A 22,423-nucleotide genomic window follows, 5' to 3' on the forward strand; every position below is an offset into this window, starting at 1 on the left:
CGCAACTCTGATAAATTTACATGGACGTAAAAACACTGTAGATAAATATTTTTTTCAACTTATCTATCTGCCTAAGAATAAAATTTTTTAATTTTCATACCTCAATTTTTTGTAATTCTGACTATTTTTCCTGACATGAATCAAACCTTTGTGTACTTTTAAATTAAAGCGATCCAAATAACACTTGATCTTGGTTATTTAGCATCTTTACTACTATGGTTAAACCATATTTTAAGAAGGTGATTTTCATCTTTTTTTCGTTATCTCCCTCTTATCTTTCTATTTTCAACTGAAAATCTCTAGTTTTCTAACGTTAACTAAGGAGATTGCATTTGTTGTTAATGCCATACCTACCTATCGTATCTCGCTTTAGTAAAGCCGAACGATATCTAAATAACAGTTCGATTATCTTTAAGTCTAAACGAATGGATTCAAGACCTTAGCCCATTGATGGGGATTCTTTGGGTCTACGGTTTCATCATTCATAGTACAGCCTGCGTTTATGTTTGGTTGCTTGAATTCGAGATCGTTCTCCGGCTATTTATCATCCATTACGAAGGTTCTCTATGAGTATAAAATCGATCAGAACAAAAATCGCCTTGGCTGCTGGGGTTTGTCTTATCGCCACATCCGGTGCGATTGTGAGTTTCAGTGTGTATACGTCATCGGCTTCTCAACAATCCGTTTCTCGACAAACATCCACTTTAGTAGCTGACGTTTCATTGCGGGAACTAAAAGAAGCCACAGCCAAGTCGGCACAGTTAATTAGCCAAAGAATCGAGGATGGGTTAGGACTTGCCAGAAACCTTGCTACTTCAGTATCGGCGATGAAGTCTTATGGCATCGCCAACAATGAGAGCAATTTAACTCGAACCTCTTTGAACGATATTTTAATGGCTGCGTTAAAACGCAACGAACAGTTAAACGGTACCTACAGTGCTTGGGCGCCCAATGCGTTCGATCAACAAGATATTAAGATGGCAAATACTGAAGATGGCAATAACCCACAGACGGGACGATTTACACCTTATTGGACTCGTAATAATAATGGCAATATCAGTGTTCAGCCGTTGGTAGAATACGATTCAACAGAGCAACACTCTAATGGCATCATGAAAGGGGCTTGGTATCAAGTTCCCAAAAATACGCTAAAAGAAACCGTTACAGCGCCACTACCTTATATTGTTCAAGGTAAGTCAGTATGGCTGGCAACTATGTCAGCGCCAGTCGTTGTGGATGGAAAGTTTTTGGGAGTAATGGGAGCAGATTTCAACCTAGATTTTGTCCAACAGCTCGCTAAGGATGTCTCTGCTCAAATTTATGATGGAGCGTCTCATGTCACCATCACAACAGACAAGGGTCTTATCGTTGCAGACAGTCTAAACCCAGGAATCATTGGACAAAGCACGACAAAGATTTACGGTGATAACGCGTCAAATATGATTACCTTAATCAAGGAAGGAAAAGACTATTCTAACGATAATGCACAAAACAATGTCTATACAGTTTTAGTTCCGATTAGCCTTGGCGATTCTGGAGTAAAATGGGGCATTACCCTAGAAGTAGATAAAAGCATCGTTTTACAAGAAGTGACGCAACTCAGTGATCAATTAGAATCTGATAATTCTACCGCCATCTGGTATCAATTAATCATTGGTGTGGCCGTCACCATTTTGGCAATTTTAGGACTAACGATTATTGCCAATAAGATTGCTCGCCCCATTATGCTGTCCGTCCAGATGGCGCAAAACATCGCAAAAGGTCGCTTTGATAGCCGTTTAAATTATCACTCTGAGGATGAAGTTGGCCAATTAGCCGCGGCATTAGATGATATGGCTGAATCTCTGCAGAAACAGGTGCATGTTGCAGAACGAATTGCCGAAGGTGATTTAACCGTGCGAGTCGTTTTGGCATCGGAACAAGATCAATTAGGCAAGGCGCTAGAAAGAATGGTCGGCGATTTAAATCATATTGTTTCGCAAATCACTCAACGTGGCGAAGTCATCGGCAATAATGCGAAATCCGTATCAGACTTAAGCCATGACTTAGCCAGTGGCGCGACGGAATCAGCGGCGTCGGTCACTCAAATCAGCGCGACAATTACTGAAATTGCAGCACAAATTCAACAAAGCTCTAAACACGCAAAAGAAGCCAGTACGCTTTCTCAGACCAGTTTTGATCTGGCGAAAAAGGGCGATGATTTAATGTCTGAATTAGGTGACGCCATGGTAGAGATCGAAACCTCTGGCAATAACATCAACAGCATAATTAGCACTATTGAAGACATCGCCAATCAAACTAATTTATTAGCCTTAAACGCCGCCATCGAAGCCGCACGAGCAGGCGAATATGGACGTGGTTTTGCGGTCGTTGCAGATGAAGTAAGAACCTTAGCGGCGAGAAGTGCTCAAGCCGTTCAAGAAACCTCCAAGCTTATAAGTGCATCGGCAGTGAAAACGCAACGCGGTATCAATTTGACATCGCAAACGTCCATTGCGCTAGCAGATATTGTGAAAAATATTAGCCAAGTGTCATCGCTGATGATGGAAATCGCCGAGGCATCCGCCGAGCAATCTATCGGAGCAGAGCAAGTATCAGAAGGTATTAGCCAGATTGATGAAGTAACACTGCATAATAGCCGTAACTCTGAATTATGCGCTCAAGCAGCTTCACAGCTAACCGAGCAATCTAAAAACTTAAGCGAGTTAATCAGACAGTTCAAACTCTAAATTTTCTGATTAAACACGTTACAAAATGGCCTCCCTTTGGTGAGGCCATTTTTTTGTTAATTAGAATGAAACCTTTGCCTTCGCTAAAAAGACGATTTCATTAAATCGGCCATAGGATGCTGAGTTTGGGTTAAGCCATCTCGTACGCCGTTTTTGTTTTCGGCACTTTGGTTTTGGCTAAGTTTAAATTTAGCCTGAATATCAGTCACGGTGATTTCAACGCCAACAACAGCAGCTTGAAGTCTGTCGATGTATTCCTGTGGTGCATCAGAAATTGACCAAGGCGCAGGTTGTTTTTGTTCGTGAGTATTGGTGAGTTTTTCCAGTAACGATAGTTTCCATTCAGCTTCATGCATAAAATCTATCGTGCCTTTAATGTGAACGGCGCGATAGTTCCACGTTGGAACCACTTTGCCATCTACTTTTTTAGAGGGATACCAGTTTGGCGTGATGTAGGCATTCTCACCTTGGAAAATAACCAATACATCCGCTTGATTCGCTAGGTTCTGCCAAAGCTTATTGGCCTTGGCGATATGGGCTTGCAAGACAACCCTATTCTCTGCATCGACATGAACCAACATAGGAATATGCTCGGCATTCAAACCGTCATCACCATTCGAAACTAACGTCGCGAAGGGAAAGGTTTTAACAAAGGCTAACTGCTCCTGGAGATCGTTTACTTCAAAATGCTTTGGTGTATACACTTAGATGCCCCTTACCATATGTGTTAACTAGCGATACTATAGGTATTTTTTCCGTTGGCTTTCGCATCATAAAGTGCTTGATCCATAGCTCGTATGCAGTCTCGATGCCTATTAGCATAGTGATTCGCCAATCCAATACTAATAGTGATCGGCCGTCCAATACCAAAATCAGTATGCGCAACACTATAATTTAGTTGCTTTAGCTTTTCCTCTAATTGGGCAAGGTTTTGTTCTGCAAAAATAATAATGAACTCTTCACCGCCCCAACGACCCACGGTATCCAACAGGTCAATATTATGCATTAAAACTTCAGCCAGCTTGATCAGTACTTTATCGCCCTGATCATGACCAAACTGATCATTCACTTTTTTGAAATCATCTACATCCAGCATGGCGATATAATGATTGCCTATAGCATTTAGTAATTGATCTTCCATGTAGCGCCGATTACGCAGCTTAGTTAATACGTCTGTGGTGGCCAACTCTTGTAACTGGCGATTAGTCTCTTCCATCATTTGGTAAGCTTTTCGACGGCTAGAATCATAGAAAAAAGACACAATTAGCAGTAACGAATAAATAAAAGAAAAGTGTATCAAGCTGATAGGAAGAAATATCTCGGGTTGCCAAGTATCCATTTGCGTAAAACAAAAATAGAAAATACCAGCAAAGTACACAAGGCTGAGTATCGACCCATTACGATAACCTAGAAGAAAAACCCCCATCACCGGCGTTAGAAATGCAAAAACGAGTGCAAATTCTTCATTACCATCGATTAAGATAAGTATAAAAGTATCAATAGAAACAATAAGTTGAAGAATAGTCGCAGCAACTTTGGGACGTTTTTTTATCAGCAGGTAATATCCACCAATGATACAAAAGAACAACGACACAGAGTTCGCTATTAACATTGGCGGAAAATAGTCTATGACCAAATTATAATAAATGAAGAAAACGAAACTAGAAGAGATAAACAGCAGCGCTGAAAATAAAAATCCTCGGAAACGAAAATCAGGATGCGTACGTTGAGTACCAAACCACTTCTCTAAAAGCGATACCACTAAGTAGACCTCTATCTTTAAAAATAAGTCATTCCTTACGTAATTGTAGAGTGCTAATTTTAGCGTAACTAATTAGTACTCCAGCAAAAGATGTGCCTGCATCGTTCCTTTATTGAAGAGTAAACGAACTTATTAAAAAAAAGAATAAATATAATGTAAATAATGGTTTAGCTGTGTAACGCACGATTTGTTGACAGAAAAAAACTGCCTTTTTGAAAAAAGATGATCAAAAAAATGCCGATGCATTTAGATAAAATGGCATCGGCATAAAAGAAAACGCTCTATATTTCAGATCTAAAGTTTACCAGCTCCTGCATTTTCTTTGACGTAGTCAATGACTTCACTAGCAGGCAATACTGGCGTTGGGCCATATAAGGTTGGTGTCCAGCCCACATCTTTAGAAAGTGGCTTGCCACTTGCTTTGTTCGCCCCTTCAACGATATCAATCATTTTACCGTTGAACATAGAGCCTTGATCATAAGCGACCTTACCCTTCATATTGCCAATCGCATGGGAAGGATTGCCGTTTTCAATTTCAAAAACGTTGGCTTCTGAGTATATCGCTGACTCTTTACCCGCACCCAAAACTTGACGAACAATATTATGTTTAGGTTTGTTAATCAAAGAATCCACATGGCGCTCATAAGCATTGGCGCCAACGCCGTCACCTTGTGCATTACCGACAAAATAGTTGTTATACACATGCACCTTGCCATAACGAACACGCGGCATACGCTGACCGACATTTTTAAAGTAATTTCCATGCAAGGTAACTCGTAAATAGCCAGTGTCTGCGGTTTTGCCATCACTGTTACCAATCAAGAAAGCCTTATCATGATCATGGAAATAGCTGTTAGAAATCGTCACTAGATCCGCCTGATTGGTAATATCAACCAAGCCATCATGATGCTGAACTTTTTGTGTAATTTCATTCTGTGGGAACGGATAGACGGGCGGGAACATGGAGTCTGGGCGATCCCCATCTGAGAAAGTGCTGTGATCGATCCAGACGCGCTTACCGCCGTTGATGGAGATCAGGTCGTATTCAGAATTCCAACGTCCGCCCGGACACTTCTGTGGTCCTTGATTGGCATTAACGTATTCCCCCATACAGCCGGGATAGTTTGGATCGATTTTGAAACTGTCACCTGGATCCCAACCTGGGAAATAATCAAATGCGTCTTCAAAGGCAATATTTCGAATGATGACATTTTCGACACCCGCACTAATTTGCAAAGTGCCTTTAATGATTTTTGCGTTCTTACCTAAACCAAGGATGCTGGTATTAGAAGGGACATCAATGACAATTTGATCTTTTTGTTTTTTAGCCGAGGCTAAACGAGCTTCTTCCTGAGGGCCGGTTAAATCTCTATTTGGACGTTTTTTGATAAGTGGCTGTATGTTCCAAACAGCAGGTGCATAAGCATTTTTATAATCTTCGAAATTATAAGGCGCAACACGATAATCTGCTTCGGTCAGTTCACGGCCTTGATCATTAGATGACAAGTTAATCGTGCCACTAATTCGAATAATCTTAGGCGAGTTGCCGGCTTCTTTTAGCGCATCAACAAAGGCTTTCCGACTACTGACGGTGTAAATATGTGCATCAAGCGCATCTGATCCACCCGTAACTTGACCTTCGGCAGCAGCCCAGCCATCGTTGTGAGGAAGCACAGGTCGCGTCATATCTTGCGACATACTATTCTTTCCAGTATTTGACAGCTTCTGTGACGTGTTATCCGTGCTTACAGCTGAACATCCGGCAATTAAGCTGGCCGCCAGACAAGACGCCGCTAAAATTTTTCTATTCATTTTATTCTCCAAAGATATTGAAAATAAGCAGATTAAGAAGACTCGCTATGCGTATTTTCAAATCGCATTTTTATTTTTATTAGCAAGAATATAGAGAACACGCTATGACAGTGCTCTCTATAGGAGAATAGATTATCAGGAAATATAAAAAATTAAAACATTGTTTTATTTTTAATAAATTACTGTTTTCAAATTCGAGCAAATGGATCCTTTAGCTCTTTAATCACTTAAAAGGGCTGCGGCACTGCCACAAACCGTCATGATAAAAAGAAACCATTTTAGATGGCTTGGATTGGCTTTTATCGCCATTTTCACAGCAAGGAATGAGCCTAGCATGGTGCCTGAAGCAAGGATCAATCCAGGAATCCATAGGATCTGGTCGTTCCATATAAATACGCCTAATGCTAAGGCCGTAAAACCTAATGTACAGACCATTTTTAGCGCATTAGTGCGCACTAGGTCATAACGTAAAGTGCCAGCCAATGCAGCGATCAGGATAAAACCGACACCCGCCTGAACAAATCCTCCATATACACCAGCGATAAACAAGGCAATCCATGCACTCGGTTTTTCCGAGACTTTAAACGGCACAGTGCCTTCTGGTGGCGCTATCATGGTAGGTCGGACAATCATAATTAACGTCATGCCTATCATGGCGCTTAACAATAGCGGCTTGAGCCAGGTTTCTGGTGCATAACTGGCTGCGAAAGCCCCCACTACGCCGCCCAGCAAGGATGGAATCATCACCGGCAGGATGTCAGCGTTATCCAACTTTTTGGCTTTACGAAAGCCAAATGTCGCTGCCACGTTTTGTAAAAATACCCCAACACGATTGGTCGCATTAGCGATGTCAGCCGGCATCCCCATGACCATCAAAGCCGGTAAAGTCAGGTTAGAACCACCGCCCGCCAAAGTATTAATAATGCCAGCAAGAAAACCTGTACCGATCAAAAGCGAAACAGTAAATAAACTGTAATCCATAACATCATCCTTAATTGACTCTTGAGCGAGTCGGAAGAGAATAAAAAGAGGAAACGAATAATAAGGAGAATTAGGCAATCTGACAAAAGATTATTAAGGAGAGGAAGATGAAACTGGCTCAACTTCCTCATCTAAGAAAAAGTTGAGCGGATAGAAAATGACTTATTTAAGAGAATTGTTTGCCATCAAGGTTTCATCAACACCTTTTAATTTCATCTCATCCATCATGAAATTAACGGTATTCAACAAGCGCTGCTCACCCTCTGGAATCAAATAACCAAATTGACTTTTGGTAAACGGATTTTCTTCACGTACCGCGTCTAAATTTTTGTTAATGACTTGATAATAAAGAGCTTCTGGCGTTTCTGTTACCATCACATCAACTGTGCCTGTTTCGACCGCTTTCGGTACATCTAGATTATTTTCAAAACGAACAATAGTTGCTTTGCTAAGATACTGATCGGCAAATTTTTCATTGGTGCCGCCAATATTTACGCCTACTTTCACTTCTGGCTTATTCACTTTTTCTAGCGTATCAAACAAGGATTCGCTACCTTGAGTAACAAGAAAACATTTACCAAATGTCATATAGCCTTGGCTTTGTTCCGCTGCCATTTGGCGAGAAATTCGACGAGTAATACCGCCCATGGCGATGTCATATTTGTCATCATCCAAACCTTTTAATAAGTCCTTCCACGTCGTTTGCACAAACTTCACTTCCACGCCCATCTCTGTCGCAAAGTACTTAGCCACATCAATATCGTAGCCCGAAAATGTACTGCCATCGTAATACGAAAAAGGCTTGTAATCGCCTGTGGTTCCAACAGTGATATAGCCTTGTTTTTGAATGTCTTCTAAACGATCGGCTTGCGCGATAGTGCTGTAAGCCATAGTGGACGCTAGTAATAAAAACGACGCAGTGAACTTCATAAGTGTGGACCTAACATGGAGATGAAAGAAATATATAAGCATTTGCTATGCCATGTTTTCAATTTTTATCGCGCTATTCAACGAACTCACAAACGCTGCAATAAACAATCCACCACCGCTTGGTTCACGCTGTGAGCGAGATGAGGAATAAGATCATAAGTCGTCATTACACCAGAGTCTATCAAGGCATCATACGCTGATTTAGACAGGCGATAGTCAATCACATTATCTTGATTACCATGGATAAAATGTATTTGCGTATTCACGAGATCTTTCTTTGGATCTCTCTTTGGTAGTAAGGCAAAGCGCCCTGACAACGACACGATTTTCTCCGCTAGTTTTTCATCGACCATTTGTGTCGAAGACAAGGACATAATTGCCCCTTGGGAAAAACCGATTAACGTCGTTTGTTCCGCGTTCAATCCACTTTTTTGCTGCCAATATTTCACTGTTTCAACAAAGGCTGGCATCGCCGCTTCAATGCGTTCCACTCGATTTTCCTCTGTCACGCCTTGCACTGAAAACCATTGGTAGCCTTTGCCAAAATCAGATGCATCAGGCGCTTGTATCGACACGACAACAGCCTTGGGAAAAGATTTAGCGAGAACATCACCCAAAGGAGCCAAGCTCTGTGGTGTGGCGCCAACACCATGGAATAATAAAAACAAACGCGTTGGCGAATTAGGTTCTTGTATCACAACAGTACTAGACATGAGGAATCCTTTAAAACAATCACTTAATAATATGATGAATACTCTATTCTTCTAAAAAAACAAGATATATAAGCTATTCCTTAAGTTTCTATTTCATATTTAGAAATAATCGATAGCCGAATAAAAAATAATAAAAAATGCTCGTCCAATTTTCGGTTGTTGCTTCATTGACAATCAGGCTAACCTAACTCAACAAACAACTTCAGTCATTATTCAAACAACGGACAAACGCATGTTAATAACAGATAAAAAACAAGCCGATAGTTATTATCAAGCCTTACTAAACCGTGAACCTAGTTATGTAGGCGTATTTTTTGTCGGCGTCAAAACAACCTCTATTTTCTGCATTGCAACTTGTCGAGCACGCAAACCAAAACGTGAGAACGTTGAGTTTTACACTCATTTCAAAGACGCCATGGACGCAGGTTTTCGCCCCTGTAAAGTCTGTCGCCCCACTGAAAACGCTCATGAAGCACCTTACGAAGTGCAAGCGGCAATGAACCTTGTGCGAGATTGTACTAAGGCGAAAATCAACGACCAAGAATTGAGAGAATCTGGAATACGACCCATCTTTGTGCGTCGTTGGTTTAATCAACATTACGGCATGACGTTTCAAACCTTTCAGCGCATGTATCGTATCAATTATGCGTTTCAAGAATTAAAGACAGGCAAAAGCGCCACCAATACTGCGTTAGATTCAGGCTACGATTCTTTGAGTGGTTTCGGTTACACTTTTAAAAAGTTACTCGGTCATGCACCGACCCTAAATTTGGAGAATGCTGTGATTTTAATCGATAGGCTGACAACACCCATTGGCCCTATGTTTGTCTGCGCCACTGACGAAGGAATTTGTCTGTTGGAATTTGTCGACCGACGCATGTTAGAAACCGAGTTTGAAGACTTACAACGTCGCTTAAAAGCGCCGATTGTTGCGGGTGAAAATTCTCATATTAAGCAGCTAAAACTAGAATTAGAAGAGTATTTCTCAGGCAAACGCAACGACTTCAGCGTGCCGCTTCATACGCCAGGAACCGACTTCCAAAATTCTGTCTGGCAAGCCCTTGGCACGATTCCCTTTGGAGAAACAGCCAGCTACCAAGAACATGCCACGCGTTTAAATAACCCAAAAGCAGTTCGAGCCGTCGCCAGAGCTAATGGCATGAATCGTGTTGCCATTGTTATTCCTTGCCATAGAGTGATCGGAAAAGACGGCAGTTTAACCGGTTACGCTGGCGGATTAGAGCGAAAACGCTGGCTACTTGATCATGAAAAAACGCATCGTCAAAGCCTCGAAAAAAGCTGAGATCAAGTGCTAGAGTGCCAGTAGTTTCATGAATGCATCAAGGTTATGTCATGGCAACGTAATTTACTTGTACAAGGCTTGAAATGACCATTAAGCCAGTTCATCTTCTACACTTTGATTGTAATTAGATGGAATTCAACATGCCTACAAACATTATTGCTGTATATGGGACGCTTCGTGAGGGGCTGAATAATCACGAACTTCTTGCCGACTGCAAACGCATCGGCCTAGGTTGGTTGACCGGTTTTCGCATGCACAATCTAGGAGACTTCCCAGGTATTGTATCAACCCATGAAAACGGCGGTCGGATACGCGTAGAATGGTATGATGTATCAGACGAAATACTCGCGTCTTTGGATCAACTTGAAGGTTATGACCCAAAGACACCAGAAAGCTCTTTGTACATTAGAAAACGTGTTTTCTCGCCCTATGGCCGAGGCTGGATTTACGTGTACAACAAATCCCTAGACCACGCACCGTATATGGAAGCAGGTGACTGGGAACGATATTCTCGAACCTCTATGCCTCACCAAGGCGCACAATCGGCGTAGACAATACTTGAGCCGTTTGAGTACTTTGTAATTGAGCGATATTTGCCACACTTGCTTGGACTTGATCTTCATCCGTTAACAAGCCAAAACGCACCACAAAGTGTTTCGATTCACCAGCACCAATTGTCGGCACCAAACCTAAGTCGCGCTGATAAGAACGGTTATAAGCAAAGCTAGTGCCCGGCTCGATTCCCACCACATAACCTTGTTCCAGTGTGTCCGTATTTTTCCACACGGTAAGCACTGGCAAGGTATCGATTTGATAACTCACTTCTATGCCACAGCACGCGTTGGCGTTATGTAACAGAGCATAAGAAAAACCTTTCTCGTCACTAATCGGACGAATATTAAACACCATTTCGTCAAAGTCTTTAGTTGGTGCAGGCATCTGATTCCAATCGTTCAAACCACCAGCTGCATAGTCGTTAAAAGGCGACAGTTCCGCCATAGGAACATGTAACTGCGCGCCATCTTCAAGAATCGGTTGGGCAAAGTTATTATGGTAGATAGCTTGGTATTCACGCGGATAACTACCTTTGTTGGTCAAGGTATCTTCAACCAATAAATAAGGCTCATCTGGCGTTAATGACAATACCGTTTGCAGTTCAAAGTTAGTGAATTTAAAACGTTTTTCATCGACTCGACCACGTAAAGTCACACGATAAGGCGGTACTTGCTCGACCTCTAAAACCACTTCGTCTGCAGGTGTGTTTTGGATACGCCCGTGTAATGTCAAAAACTCGTCGCCGTCTTGACCGGGATGCCCAGCCCATTGGTAACCACAACGCACTATCATCTCGTTAAAACCATCTAACCAACCAATGCCGCCGGACGCTTCTTGGTTAACAAAGCTTGGATGCACGATTTCTTTAACCGGCGAGTCCCAACCAAATCGTACTTCTTTTCCTGTCGTATCTTTCCTAACGACATCAAGAACCGCCATGCCACGAGTCGGCACAACACGAACCACAGAGTCACCCACTGTCAAAGTGATCAAGCGAGAGCCGGTTTGCTTGCCGCCCATAAGACATGTCTGCTGCACACTAATCGGAATATCTTTCGGTAAGCCCATTAATTCTGCGGATAGAGACAGATTTGCTACATCGATATGTTGTTGATTACTAAGAAGAACAAGTTGAAACATAGGCCAAGCTCCGAATAAAATTTACTCATGCTAGCGCGAGCTAGATAACAAGGCTAGCCATGAGGATAAAATCTGCTATTTATTCAATGTTGCTTGTCGCTCCGTTGAGTCGTTCTGGTAATAATTCTATTTAAAAATCCCCTGGCGCACACTGTAGGCAAGTCAGCCCTAAGTTACGCCAACCTTGAACCACAGCGTCGCGGTCGTCCAATACCAACCAAGGCGTAAAACCATCTTCGTGGATTTTCTCCAACAAGGCTTTTTTAACATCCTCGTCTGGCAAGGCATCAGCATTGTCTGGGCGTAGATAAATGCCATCGCACGGAATTTGGTGTTTTTGAATCCATTCAACCGAGTGCTGTTTATGGGACTCAGGACGGCCACTGCAAATTAAAATATGTTGGCCTTGTTGCTTGAGAATATTGACCAAACGCAGCACATTTTCGATCACTGGTGCATGTTTCATGTGTTCAAAAAAAGGGTCCCAATGCTTTTCTGCACCAAGCACCCAATGGGCTACTTCAGTGTGATCGAACTCAGCAAGAGTGCCATCTAAATCAACAATTACGGCATTTGGTAACATGTAAAGCTTCCTTTAAAAGGGGTAATTTCCCAGCCGTTTTCGTCTTGGCTAGGCACAAAAGAAATAGGAGTAACGTTGCCGATTCTTGGGCAATACGGCGTGCCGTTGATAACATTGTTTAGCACTCGATAAACACCAGAATGCGCGATGATCAGAGGCCACGAATGCTCGCTGAGGATCTCATTCAATGCGCCTAGCACTCGAGTCTCGAAGTCTCGCCAAGATTCACCATTAGGCGGCGTCACGTCATAAGGCAGCTGCTGTTCTATCGGGCAGCCTTCTAAGTCGCCCCAATTGCGCTCTTTAAGTTGCTCATAAGCCATAATGGTTTGTTTTGGCACCGCATGAAATGCGGTCTCTTGCGTACGTTGTAACGTACTGGTTGCCACAACACTCCAATCAATGGCGCTTAATATTGGCGCTGCATCTTTGGCTTGCTGAATTCCGGTTTCACTTAACGGACTATCGGTAAAACCACCTATACGAAACGCGGCGTTAAACTCGCTCTGCGCATGACGCGCAAAGACAAAAGGTTTAGGTATTAAGGTCATAATCTAACTCTATACAATCTAACTCAATGTAAGAATCTGCAGTGACGCTTGGACCAAGGGCCTGTCGCCACTCATTTAGGTCTTTCATGGTATAAAACAATGGAACACATATACGGCAGCCAAGATGATCCACCAGCCGTTTCAAATCTTGCTTACGCGGATGCACATTCCAGCGTTCAAAATGTGCTCTATCTTCGCTCACGGCCTGACGAGCGTGTTCTGGCAAATGTCCGGTATAAACCGGCAAATATCGCGATGGTTGTTGCAATAAAACAGCCGCTTCACCACTCAATCCATCAGGATCACCACACAGCACCACTTTGGCATTGGGATTGAACGGTTGGCTTTTCATGTTTTCCAGGATAGGTCTAATCTCGCTGCACACACTATCTTTAGGCCCAGCCAAAACAGTTTCAGGCGCAATGCAATCTCCTCCTAGAGTCCAATCATGAAACCCTAGTGAAGTTAACCAGCAGGCCATTTCTAACGCTCGTCCAGTTTGCGGAACGGGCATCAGCAAGGCGCGCTCGTCTTTCAGATAATGCAGCAAGGCGTTTTTACATTGCTCTAATGAATTGTCATACAAGCCGTAAGACGCATCGAGTAAAGCAACACTGGCAAGCGGAGGCATGGTAAAAGGATACAAGCCGGATTCTAGGCTAAAATCGCCGCTGTAAAATACGCCCTCACCCATATCAAGATGCAGCCACACACCGCCAAAAGAATGCCCTGCCGAACCTGTTGTCACCTTTATGCCAGACACATTCGTCGAGCCACAAATAGGTAAGGTATGAAGGTTTAAATGCGTAGGCAATTGCTGCTGAACGGGCGAAGTCGCGTAAACCGGAACCTTGCTATCAATATCGATCAAACCGCCCATATGATCTTGATGATCATGGGAAATAAAAATCGCATCTAAGTGATCGGGTTGCGTCCAGCCTTTGTCTTCGCCCACCTCTAACGCGCCGCCCGCGTCGAGTAAAAAACGAATCGGTTTTGACTGATGTTCTGCCTCGTAGGTCACCAAAATCGCGGCGGCGGTTTTCCTTCCTGCGCCACTTAAAATATCAATGCTAACCTTCATGATTCACTCTCAAGTGACCAAGCTTGCCCAAGACGAACCTGATGCAGGCTTTCTAGCGTCATAGGTACATCGCTGTACGCGAGTAAGCGCTGGCCATCTTTTAGCGTCAATTCAATATCGTAACGCTCACCACGAAAAATACAGCTGTGAACACTAACAATCAGTGCTGAATCGTCCGCGCTGACGAAATGAATATCTTGTGGACGCACGAGCACAGAGCTAGCCGCTTTATCTGGTGAATGCTGGCAAATCAACTCAGTCAAATTTGTACCGCTCACGTATTGCGAAGGAGCAACCGCAGCCACCGACAACACAGAACCTCGACCAATAAAATTCGCTAACCAAGTGTTTCTTGGTCTTGCATACAGTTCCTGAGGCGTTCCCCATTGCACCAACTGCCCTTTATTCAACACTGCAATTTTATCGGCCAATGACATGGCTTCGGATTGATCGTGGGTGACATAAACCATGGTCGCGCCAGTACGTTTGTGAAAGGCACGGAAGGTTTCTTCCATCGTCGCTCGCAAATGTCTATCTAAGTTGGCAAGCGGTTCGTCAAACAACACCACATCTGGCTCGGTGACCAAACTACGCGCCAACGCCACTCGCTGACGCTGACCGCCACTTAGTTGCGCTGGCAATCGATCTGCGTATTCTTCTAACTGAACAATTTCCAGAGCGTCTTTAATTCGTTTGTTGCGTTCTGCCACCGGCGTTTTCTGTACTTTAAGCGGATAGCCGACGTTTTCTTTCACCGTCATGTGCGGCCAAAGTGCATAAGATTGAAACACCATGCCGAAGTTTCTTTCTTCTGTTGGCACATGACGCGTCGAACTAGAAAGACAGTCATCGCCATGAATGATTTGACCACCTGAAACGTTCTCAAATCCTGCCAGCATTCTTAAAATGGTCGATTTACCACAACCACTTGGCCCAAGTAAGGCAACAAACTCACCCGGCTCAATCGTTAAATTCAAACCTTTTACAACCGGCGCGCCATGAAAAGATTTTTCAACGCCATCCAATATTAACCGTGCCATGGAATCACTCCTTTGGGCAGACGAGGGGCAAACAGACTTAATAAACTCATTAGCCCTGCGACCAGCAAAACCACCAGCACAGCAATGGCCGAGGCCAAAACACTGTCGCCACTTTCATCGAGATTAAAAATCAATACACCTAGGGTTTCATTGCCTGCGCTCCACAACAAAGCAGATACCGTCAGTTCATTAATCGAGATCAAAAACACCAGTAATCCACCTGCAAAGAAGGCAGGTGCAGTGAGCGGCAAAATAATGTCCATCAAGCGCTGTATCGGTCTTGCACCTGCAAGCTGAGCGGCTTCTTCTAAAGCGGGGTCAAGCTGAGACATGGCGCTTAATACCGGCTTCAAACACACACTCAAAAAACAAGACAGATACGCCAGAAAAATAATGCCCAACGTGCCGTACAAGCTGACCTCAATAAAAGGCAAAGGCTTGGCGAACAACAAAATAAAAGCAATGGCTAAGACGATACCAGGGATGGCGTAAGGCACTTCAATCAAACTGGCGATCACAGCTCTAGTTCGCATTGGCAAACGCATCAATAAATAACCCAATGGCAAAGACACCAGCATCAAGACTAAAGCACTGAAAAAAGCCAAAAACGCGCTGTTTTCGAAGGCTCTGGAAGTAACGCCTTGCCGCCCAATCATTTCGTAAAACGCGGCAAAGGTAATGGTATCCGCGTTCAATGGCATGCCGAGAGCAGGCACCAATGAGCTCACAATCAAAGCAAATAGCGGGGCGACCAAGATAAAACACAACACCAAGGCCAAGAGGATTTCGAGGGGCAAACGCCATTGCTTAAGACGAAAAGACAGCGACTGCGCCGTGTGACCTAACAAGGCATAACAACTGCGTTGCTGTAGCCATTGCTGCAACAACATGCCCGCCAACACCAACAACGCAATAATCATCGACAAGCCCGCCACTTGGCTCAGCATATCGTTACCAAATCCTGCCATTTGCTGATAAATCAAGGTGGGTAAAACGATGTAACCTGCAGGAATCCCTAACATCGCCGGAATACCAAAATTACCCAGAGAAGAAACAAAGGCTAATGCGGCGCCAGCGATAATCGCACTGCGACACAAGGGCAAGATGATATCGACCCAAATTCGAAACTGAGAAGCACGAGATAGTTGAGCGGCTTCTAATAAATCCTGAGGCAATGAAATAAGTTGAGTACGCAAAGCCAGAAACACCAAGGGCGCACTTTGTATGCCTAACAACAAAGCTATGCCTTCCGCCGAATACATAGGTTGTGGGCTGCCCAACGCTGGCGCGATGCCTAGCGTATTTAAAATTGGGCTCGCTGGACCAAACAGTTGTAACCAACTCAACGCCGTCACTTGTGGCGGAATCATCATCGGCAACATAAAACAAAACACCCAAATGGCGCGACCACGAATATTCGTTAAAGTCACCACAAAGCCAAAGCCGCAACCCAAAATCACCGCGATGAGCGTCCCTAAGCCTGAGGTGTAAAAACTATTGCGTAATGCCGTCCAAGTCCGCTCACTTCTGAGTACTTCTGCCATAGGTGAGGACGTAGAAAAGGCAGTATGACTTAAGGCCTCGACCAACAAACGCAGGCTGGGCAATACACTTAACGTTGCGATTAACATGAAGAGTCCGATGGACAACCAGCGAAGCTGGCTATCCATGGATGTCCCGTCCATAAAGCGTCTTTTTAGTAACAAAGGAGTCATCTTGCTTAACCTTCAAAAATCTTGCTAAAACGCTCTTTGTTCGTTTCATTGTCACGCAATGTTTTTGCCGCATCGAACGGCATCAAACGAATGTCTACACGCTTAGGAAAACCTTCTGGTACACCAATATCACTTCGGGCAGGCAAATAACCCTGCTCTAATACCAGAGCTTGACCTTCTTTTGATAAGAGAAAGTCTACAAATCGCTTCGCTGCAGCTTTGTTTTTAGCTTCTTTCATGATCGCCACTGGCTCAGTCACCATGGTGACGCCCGTTTTAGGAAAGATAAATTCAATCGGTGAACCTTTTGCCGCTTCACGAATCGCTAGGAAATCCACAATCACACCGTAAGGCTTAGTACCTGATGCCACCGCTTTTAGTACACCACCATTGCCGCCTTGCGCCATCGCTTGGTTGGCATGTAATTGCTCAAAATAATTCCAGCCTAGTGATTTGTCAGCAGTTAGCGTCGCAAGATGAATCAGCGCAGCACCAGAATACAAAGGGCTTGGCATCGCTACTTGGTTTTTGTATTCAGGCTTGACGAAATCAGCCCAATCCGTTGGATGTTGCGGCGCTTGTTTATGACGAACAATGCCTGTAGTAATCAGTTTCGTGCCGTAATAATAGCCATCTTTGCTGTACAAACTATCTTCGTATTGATCGCGATTAGGGCTCATATAGGAATACAAATAGCCATCAGACACCATAGATTCCATGGTCACGCTGTCAGCAATAAGCAGTACATCGGGTTTCACCACGCCAGAGGATAATTCCGCGCGCAATTTCGTCATTAATTTGGTCGTTCCGTCACGCACCCACTCCACTTTTATATCTGGATTGGCCGCTTCAAACGCATCCACCGTCATTTGCGCATCTTTGTTTGGCTGACTGGTATACAAGGTCAAAACATCTTGAGCTTGTACGGAAAGAGGAAAAGCAAGTGCCGCGGCACATAGCAACAAGGTCTTCTTAACGGTCATGGAGAAACTCTCTTTTTGATAAGTGAGCTGCAACAATACCGACATAATTTGACACTATAGTGACGAAAAAATTTCGTTTAATGCTGGTTTGCTTTCGTTTCGACGATCTTTACTTAAAAAGCCTCATAAAAAGGACAGAATCACTATGAACAAACGGCACTATGACATCGTGCAATGGGTGAATAAGCAAGGACGCCAAACATTACAGGCCGTCGCCGACGAATTTTCGGTCTCAGTACAAACCGTTCGATCGGATATTAGGCTATTAGCCGAAAAAGGCTTGGTATTACGCAGCCATGGTGAAGTGATCCCTTTTCCTCATCGAGAGAACATTAGTTTTGATCAAAGACGAATCCGCCATGCGGCCGGAAAAAAGCACATTGCCGACCTTTGTGTGAGCAAGTTGGCGGACTATCAATCAATCTTTCTTGGCAGTGGTTCAACTGTGGCTGAAGTCGCCAACCAGCTTTCGCTCTTCCAAGGCTTACAAGTGATGACAACCAATCTTCATGCCGCACGCAATTTATGTGAACACCCTGACTGCGAGCTCACCATATCGGGTGGTCGAGTAAGAATGCGCGATCAAGATGTCATAGGTGGAGACGCCATGCGTTTTTTTCAGCGCTACCGAGCGGACATCGGTATTTTTTCTGTCGCAGCAGCCAACAAACAAGGCCATTTATTTGATTTTACCGATGACGAAGTTATGGCGCGAGAAGCCTTGGTTGAACATTGCCATTATCGAGTTTTGGTTATCGACAGCACAAAATTTGATACTGAATCCCGCTGTTTATGGGGAAAAATGAGCGATTATGATTGTGTGATTACCGACCAAAAACCGTCTTCATCTTTACTCAGCACACTAAATTATCAAGGCGTTGAAATATTGTATTAACAATCGCGAGGTTAAAATAAAAGCACCTTTGTATAAATTGTGTAAAAAATGAGCTTGCCCTCGGTCTTTATATAAGACTATTGTCTTAGGTACCCACCCACATCGCAAAGATTGAGGTTGTTATGAAGTCACCCATTAGAATCCGACAACAGATTAATATTGGTTTAGTGGTCATTCTATTGCTCGCTCTCGCCAGTATTTATATTGTTATAGAAACGAAAGTAAAACCCGACTTAACTGCAGAACGCCAACAACAAATTTCCGTTAATCAAAAAGGATTGAGTGAATTACTCAGTGCGAAGTTAGAAAAAATTCAATTGCTGACCAGTACTTTGGCTTTGGCCAGTTCTGAGCTTCCTAAAGACGAAGCCTTATTTAAAAAAGTATTCCCGAGCATTATTAATAACCATGACGACAAAAGTATCGCCGGTGGTGGTATCTGGCCAGAACCTTCTGCTTTTACTCAAGGAACGCAGCGTCGTAGTTTTTTCTGGGGCCGCGATGGTTCTAAGATGAGCTATCTGGACGATTATAATGACCCTGCAGGTTCTGGTTATCAAAATGAAGGCTGGTATACCGTTGGTAAAACGTCTCCCGTTAATCGTTGTACTTGGTCTGAGGCTTACATTGATCCGGTCACCAAAATTCCAATGGTGACCTGTACCATTCCAATGAAAGAAAAAAATACGTTCACGGGTGTAACCACGGTGGATATGATGCTAGATGGCATCACCAACACCCTTGAACAATACGGCGCCGAAAACCAAGGCTATGTATTTGCCATTGATCAAGCTGGGCAAATGCTGAGTTTCCCTAAAGGCAAAGCCAATTTAGTCAAAAACGATGGCAGTATGTTGACTGCGGCTGAGCTTGGCAATCAGTTACCTTGGTTAAAGTCAGCATTAGATAAAATCAGTGGCTCGCAGCAAGTAATCACGCTCGATCATGATGACATATTAAATGGAGCGGCCTACGTCGATCTTTTTAAGCACCCACAAACGGGCTGGACGATCGGTTTAGTCGTTCCTAAAGCACGCATGACAGAAATCGCTCAAAGCATGGGCTTGTTCCTGATGATTGTCATTGGTGCTTTATTAGTCGTCGTTAGCATCATTGCCATTTCTTACTTCCGCAGCTTGCTTGGTCAGATCAACCAAACTACTCAGCAAATTCAAGAGCTGGCCGATGGCGGCAGCACCCAAGAACTTGAAGTCGGCAAATTAAATGAGCTAGGCGATTTACGTCAGGCCGTTAATGCCTATGGCGATAAGCTGAAAAAATTACTAGAACAGATTCATATTGAATCTGCCAACCTAGTGAAAGATGCTGGTCGCTTAAGCACATTTAGCAATGACTTTTTAAATAAAGCCAACAGCCTAAGTGATGAAAACACCACATTGGCGGCAGCGACAGAAGAGCTGGGCGCGACCTCTCATGATGTTGCCATGTACGCCAATGAAACCAGAGAAACTGTTGAGCGCATCCACAAAGACGTACGCAACAGCGGTAATGAAATGAATACCGTTATCGAAACAATGCGCTCTCTTACCAGCGCTATGACGCAAGCACAAGCCAACATTCTTCAGTTAGACGAAGATAGCCGCCGTGCGAACGGCATGTTGGGTGTTATTCGAGCCATTGCCGAGCAAACCAACCTCTTGGCACTAAATGCTGCCATTGAGGCAGCTCGGGCAGGGGAAACAGGTCGAGGCTTTGCAGTGGTTGCAGATGAAGTACGTAACCTTGCGGCTAAGAGTGAGAGCTCTGCCGTGGAAATTGAACAAGTCCTAGGGCGTCTACAAATCGCGTCGAAAGAATCTGTCAGCTCTATGGAACTGGGCCATAGCGAAACCATACGTGCAGTAGCAACAGCAGAGTCAACGGCTAGCCACTTGCAGCAAGTCGTTAGCGCCTTCTCTCAAATCACCGATCAGGCGACACAAATTTCGGTGGCGGCTGGAGAACAGCAAAAAGTATCTCATGATTTGAGTCAATTTGTGTCTCGATTACAAGAACTCACTGGCAGCAACGCCAGCGATTCAAGTCATCTTAGCCGCATGAGCCAAGAGATCGATGCCATTGCCAATCGACTCAATGCCTTGAAATAGATACATAAAATACAGTAGAACGACAAATCCCACGCTAATTAGTTAGTGTGGGATTTTTTACGTTTACAGGAATGTCCTAAATTTTGCGACTAACCGATGAATACGACGCCGATACGGTGGACGCAGCAAGGCAAGAACATTCGGCCCACGTTTGTGTAATACCGACTTGCTATGGGAAAAGGTGCGAAAGCCTTCTTCAGCGTGATAAGCGCCCATTCCCGATGCGCCAATACCACCAAACGGCAAGTCCGCTTGTGCCACCTGAACCAAAGTGTGGTTGATTACCAAACTGCCACTGGTGATATTTTCCTCGCAGCGCCTTTGATCTTCATTTTGTTGCGTAAACAAATACATAGATAAAGGACGAGGTCGTTGCTGAATGTAAGACAAGGCCTCTGACATATCAGCATAGGTGAGAATCGGTAACAAAGGCCCGAAAATCTCATCCTGCATCACGCTCAATGCATCGTTTGGTTGATGCAGCGCATACAACGCCAGCTTACCGTCGCTTTCCTCTGGCCCTTGCGGCATCAAGTTGTCACATTGGACCCCAGCAGCTCGTGCTTGCTCTAAATAGCCTTTTAGGCGATCTAATTGGCGGACGTTAATTAAACTCGTGTAATCAGGGCTCAACACACCTTCTGGATAATAATCCGCAAGTTCCTGCTTTATATAATCGATTAAGGTCTGCTTTTGGTCGGAATGGCACATAACGTAATCTGGTGCGACACAGGTTTGTCCTGCATTGAGCACTTTTCCAAACACTAGCTTCTTAGCCGTATCACGTAAATCCGCCGACGGAGCGACCAGTAAAGGAGATTTACCGCCTAGCTCCAAAGTAATAGGCGTTAAATGCTCGGCGGCGTTGCGCATAATAATGTGCCCCACGGACGTCGAACCAGTAAACAAGAGATGATCGAATGGCAACAGACTAAACTCGTTGGCTATCTCTGCCTCACCTTCAACCACTTCCACCCAATCCTCCCCCAAAGCGTGAGTAACTATGTCGCGTAGCACCTGATTAGTTTGAGGACAAAACTCCGATAGTTTCATCATCACACGATTCCCAGCAGTCAATGCGCCCACCAAAGGCCCCAGAGACAGCAACACGGGATAGTTCCAAGGTGAGATGACACCTACCACACCTTTTGGCTGATAGAACACCTGAGCGCTAGCTGGCAAGGTACTGATGTGGACTTTGCGCTTTGAAGGTTTCATCCATTTAACAAGATGACGTTTCGCGTGCTTTATTTCACCAAGCAAAGGAACAAGCTCAAGTAACCTAGATTCTTCATGAGCGCGCTGTCCAAAATCTTTCTGCAAGGCGTCTAATAAAGAGGTTTCATGATCCATTAACGCCGCTTGCAAACGAGTAAGACATTGTCGACGCTCTTCAGCTGATGGTAAGGGGTTTTGCTGAGCCACATTTTTCAGGCGAGATAATGCCGAGTAGATGTCGTCTTTAGAAGAAAAAATAGCAGGTGTTACTTTCATGATGGCCTCTTCAACACTCGTTATTATTTTATGATCAAATGCCGC

At 44.0% G+C, this 22,423-nt stretch carries 19 protein-coding genes; 5 read left to right on the forward strand and 14 right to left on the reverse strand.

The genetic code is table 11. The features are described 5' to 3' along the window. The first annotated feature begins 566 nt into the window (after positions 1-566). Entirely contained in the window at positions 567-2,729 is a 2,163-nt protein-coding gene (locus BUA59_RS04995; RefSeq protein WP_072838627.1) for a methyl-accepting chemotaxis protein, read from the forward strand. An 83-nt stretch (positions 2,730-2,812) separates the two neighbouring features. On the opposite strand, the gene BUA59_RS05000 is transcribed toward BUA59_RS04995, so the two are convergent. The 6 genes from BUA59_RS05000 to ypfH form a co-directional block, all read right to left on the reverse strand. Then, positions 2,813-3,433: an FMN-binding negative transcriptional regulator gene (locus BUA59_RS05000; RefSeq protein WP_072838628.1), complete on the reverse strand. Its 621-nt coding sequence runs from the start codon at positions 3,431-3,433 to the stop codon at positions 2,813-2,815. Positions 3,434-3,456: 23 nt separating this feature from the next. Then, a complete protein-coding gene (locus BUA59_RS05005) occupies positions 3,457-4,341 on the reverse strand; it encodes a GGDEF domain-containing protein (RefSeq protein ID WP_139248837.1) in 885 nt (294 codons plus the stop codon). A gap of 444 nt (positions 4,342-4,785) precedes the next feature. Then, positions 4,786-6,303, reverse strand: a complete 1,518-nt coding sequence (locus BUA59_RS05010) for a pectate lyase family protein (protein ID WP_084122179.1) — start codon at positions 6,301-6,303, stop codon at positions 4,786-4,788. 219 nt (positions 6,304-6,522) lie between these two features. Then, entirely contained in the window at positions 6,523-7,284 is a 762-nt protein-coding gene (locus BUA59_RS05015; RefSeq protein WP_072838630.1) for a sulfite exporter TauE/SafE family protein, read from the reverse strand. Between the two features lie 162 nt (positions 7,285-7,446). Then, the gene (locus BUA59_RS05020; protein ID WP_072838631.1) at positions 7,447-8,214 is read right to left on the reverse strand and encodes a transporter substrate-binding domain-containing protein; all 768 of its coding nucleotides are present in this window, start codon (positions 8,212-8,214) and stop codon (positions 7,447-7,449) included. An 86-nt stretch (positions 8,215-8,300) separates the two neighbouring features. After that, positions 8,301-8,927, reverse strand: a complete 627-nt coding sequence (gene ypfH / locus BUA59_RS05025) for an esterase (protein WP_072838632.1) — start codon at positions 8,925-8,927, stop codon at positions 8,301-8,303. Between the two features lie 232 nt (positions 8,928-9,159). Between ypfH and BUA59_RS05030 the strand changes: the two genes are divergently transcribed. Both BUA59_RS05030 and BUA59_RS05035 read left to right on the forward strand, forming a co-directional pair. Beyond that, entirely contained in the window at positions 9,160-10,230 is a 1,071-nt protein-coding gene (locus BUA59_RS05030) for a bifunctional transcriptional activator/DNA repair enzyme AdaA (protein WP_072838633.1), read from the forward strand. Positions 10,231-10,370: 140 nt separating this feature from the next. After that, positions 10,371-10,781, forward strand: a complete 411-nt coding sequence (locus BUA59_RS05035; RefSeq protein WP_245813094.1) for a gamma-glutamylcyclotransferase family protein — start codon at positions 10,371-10,373, stop codon at positions 10,779-10,781. On the opposite strand, the gene BUA59_RS05040 is transcribed toward BUA59_RS05035, so the two are convergent. From BUA59_RS05040 to BUA59_RS05070, 7 genes are all read right to left on the reverse strand, one after another. After that, positions 10,750-11,925 (reverse strand): aldose 1-epimerase family protein, encoded by a 1,176-nt coding sequence (locus tag BUA59_RS05040; RefSeq protein WP_072838635.1) that lies wholly within the window; start codon positions 11,923-11,925, stop codon positions 10,750-10,752. The two genes, BUA59_RS05035 and BUA59_RS05040, sit on opposite strands and share 32 nt — an antisense overlap. Before the next feature lie 130 nt (positions 11,926-12,055). Further along, positions 12,056-12,508: a phosphatase domain-containing protein gene (locus BUA59_RS05045; RefSeq protein ID WP_072838636.1), complete on the reverse strand. Its 453-nt coding sequence runs from the start codon at positions 12,506-12,508 to the stop codon at positions 12,056-12,058. Beyond that, entirely contained in the window at positions 12,490-13,059 is a 570-nt protein-coding gene (locus BUA59_RS05050; protein ID WP_072838637.1) for a histidine phosphatase family protein, read from the reverse strand. The genes BUA59_RS05045 and BUA59_RS05050 overlap by 19 nt, the downstream gene beginning before the upstream one ends. Next, a complete protein-coding gene (locus tag BUA59_RS05055; RefSeq protein ID WP_072838638.1) occupies positions 13,043-14,143 on the reverse strand; it encodes an MBL fold metallo-hydrolase in 1,101 nt (366 codons plus the stop codon). Before BUA59_RS05055 ends, BUA59_RS05050 begins: the two co-directional genes overlap by 17 nt. Continuing rightward, positions 14,140-15,183, reverse strand: a complete 1,044-nt coding sequence (locus tag BUA59_RS05060; RefSeq protein ID WP_072838639.1) for an ABC transporter ATP-binding protein — start codon at positions 15,181-15,183, stop codon at positions 14,140-14,142. The genes BUA59_RS05055 and BUA59_RS05060 overlap by 4 nt, the downstream gene beginning before the upstream one ends. Next, the gene (locus BUA59_RS05065) at positions 15,171-16,853 is read right to left on the reverse strand and encodes an ABC transporter permease (protein WP_072838718.1); all 1,683 of its coding nucleotides are present in this window, start codon (positions 16,851-16,853) and stop codon (positions 15,171-15,173) included. Before BUA59_RS05065 ends, BUA59_RS05060 begins: the two co-directional genes overlap by 13 nt. 50 nt (positions 16,854-16,903) lie before the next feature. Then, positions 16,904-17,881 (reverse strand): ABC transporter substrate-binding protein, encoded by a 978-nt coding sequence (locus BUA59_RS05070; protein WP_072838640.1) that lies wholly within the window; start codon positions 17,879-17,881, stop codon positions 16,904-16,906. Between the two features lie 145 nt (positions 17,882-18,026). Between BUA59_RS05070 and BUA59_RS05075 the strand changes: the two genes are divergently transcribed. Beyond that, positions 18,027-18,776 (forward strand): DeoR/GlpR family DNA-binding transcription regulator, encoded by a 750-nt coding sequence (locus tag BUA59_RS05075; RefSeq protein WP_072838641.1) that lies wholly within the window; start codon positions 18,027-18,029, stop codon positions 18,774-18,776. Between the two features lie 122 nt (positions 18,777-18,898). After that, complete coding sequence (locus BUA59_RS05080) at positions 18,899-20,884, forward strand: methyl-accepting chemotaxis protein (RefSeq protein ID WP_072838642.1); 1,986 nt, start codon at positions 18,899-18,901, stop codon at positions 20,882-20,884. 63 nt (positions 20,885-20,947) lie between these two features. Here the strand turns inward: BUA59_RS05080 and BUA59_RS05085 are convergent, their stop codons facing one another. Continuing rightward, on the reverse strand, positions 20,948-22,378 hold the full coding sequence (locus BUA59_RS05085) for a coniferyl aldehyde dehydrogenase (RefSeq protein WP_072838643.1): 1,431 nt from the start codon (positions 22,376-22,378) through the stop codon (positions 20,948-20,950). Between the last annotated feature and the right edge of the window lie 45 nt (positions 22,379-22,423).

Source organism: Marinomonas polaris DSM 16579, from assembly GCF_900129155.1.
GTDB classification, from domain to species: domain Bacteria; phylum Pseudomonadota; class Gammaproteobacteria; order Pseudomonadales; family Marinomonadaceae; genus Marinomonas; species Marinomonas polaris.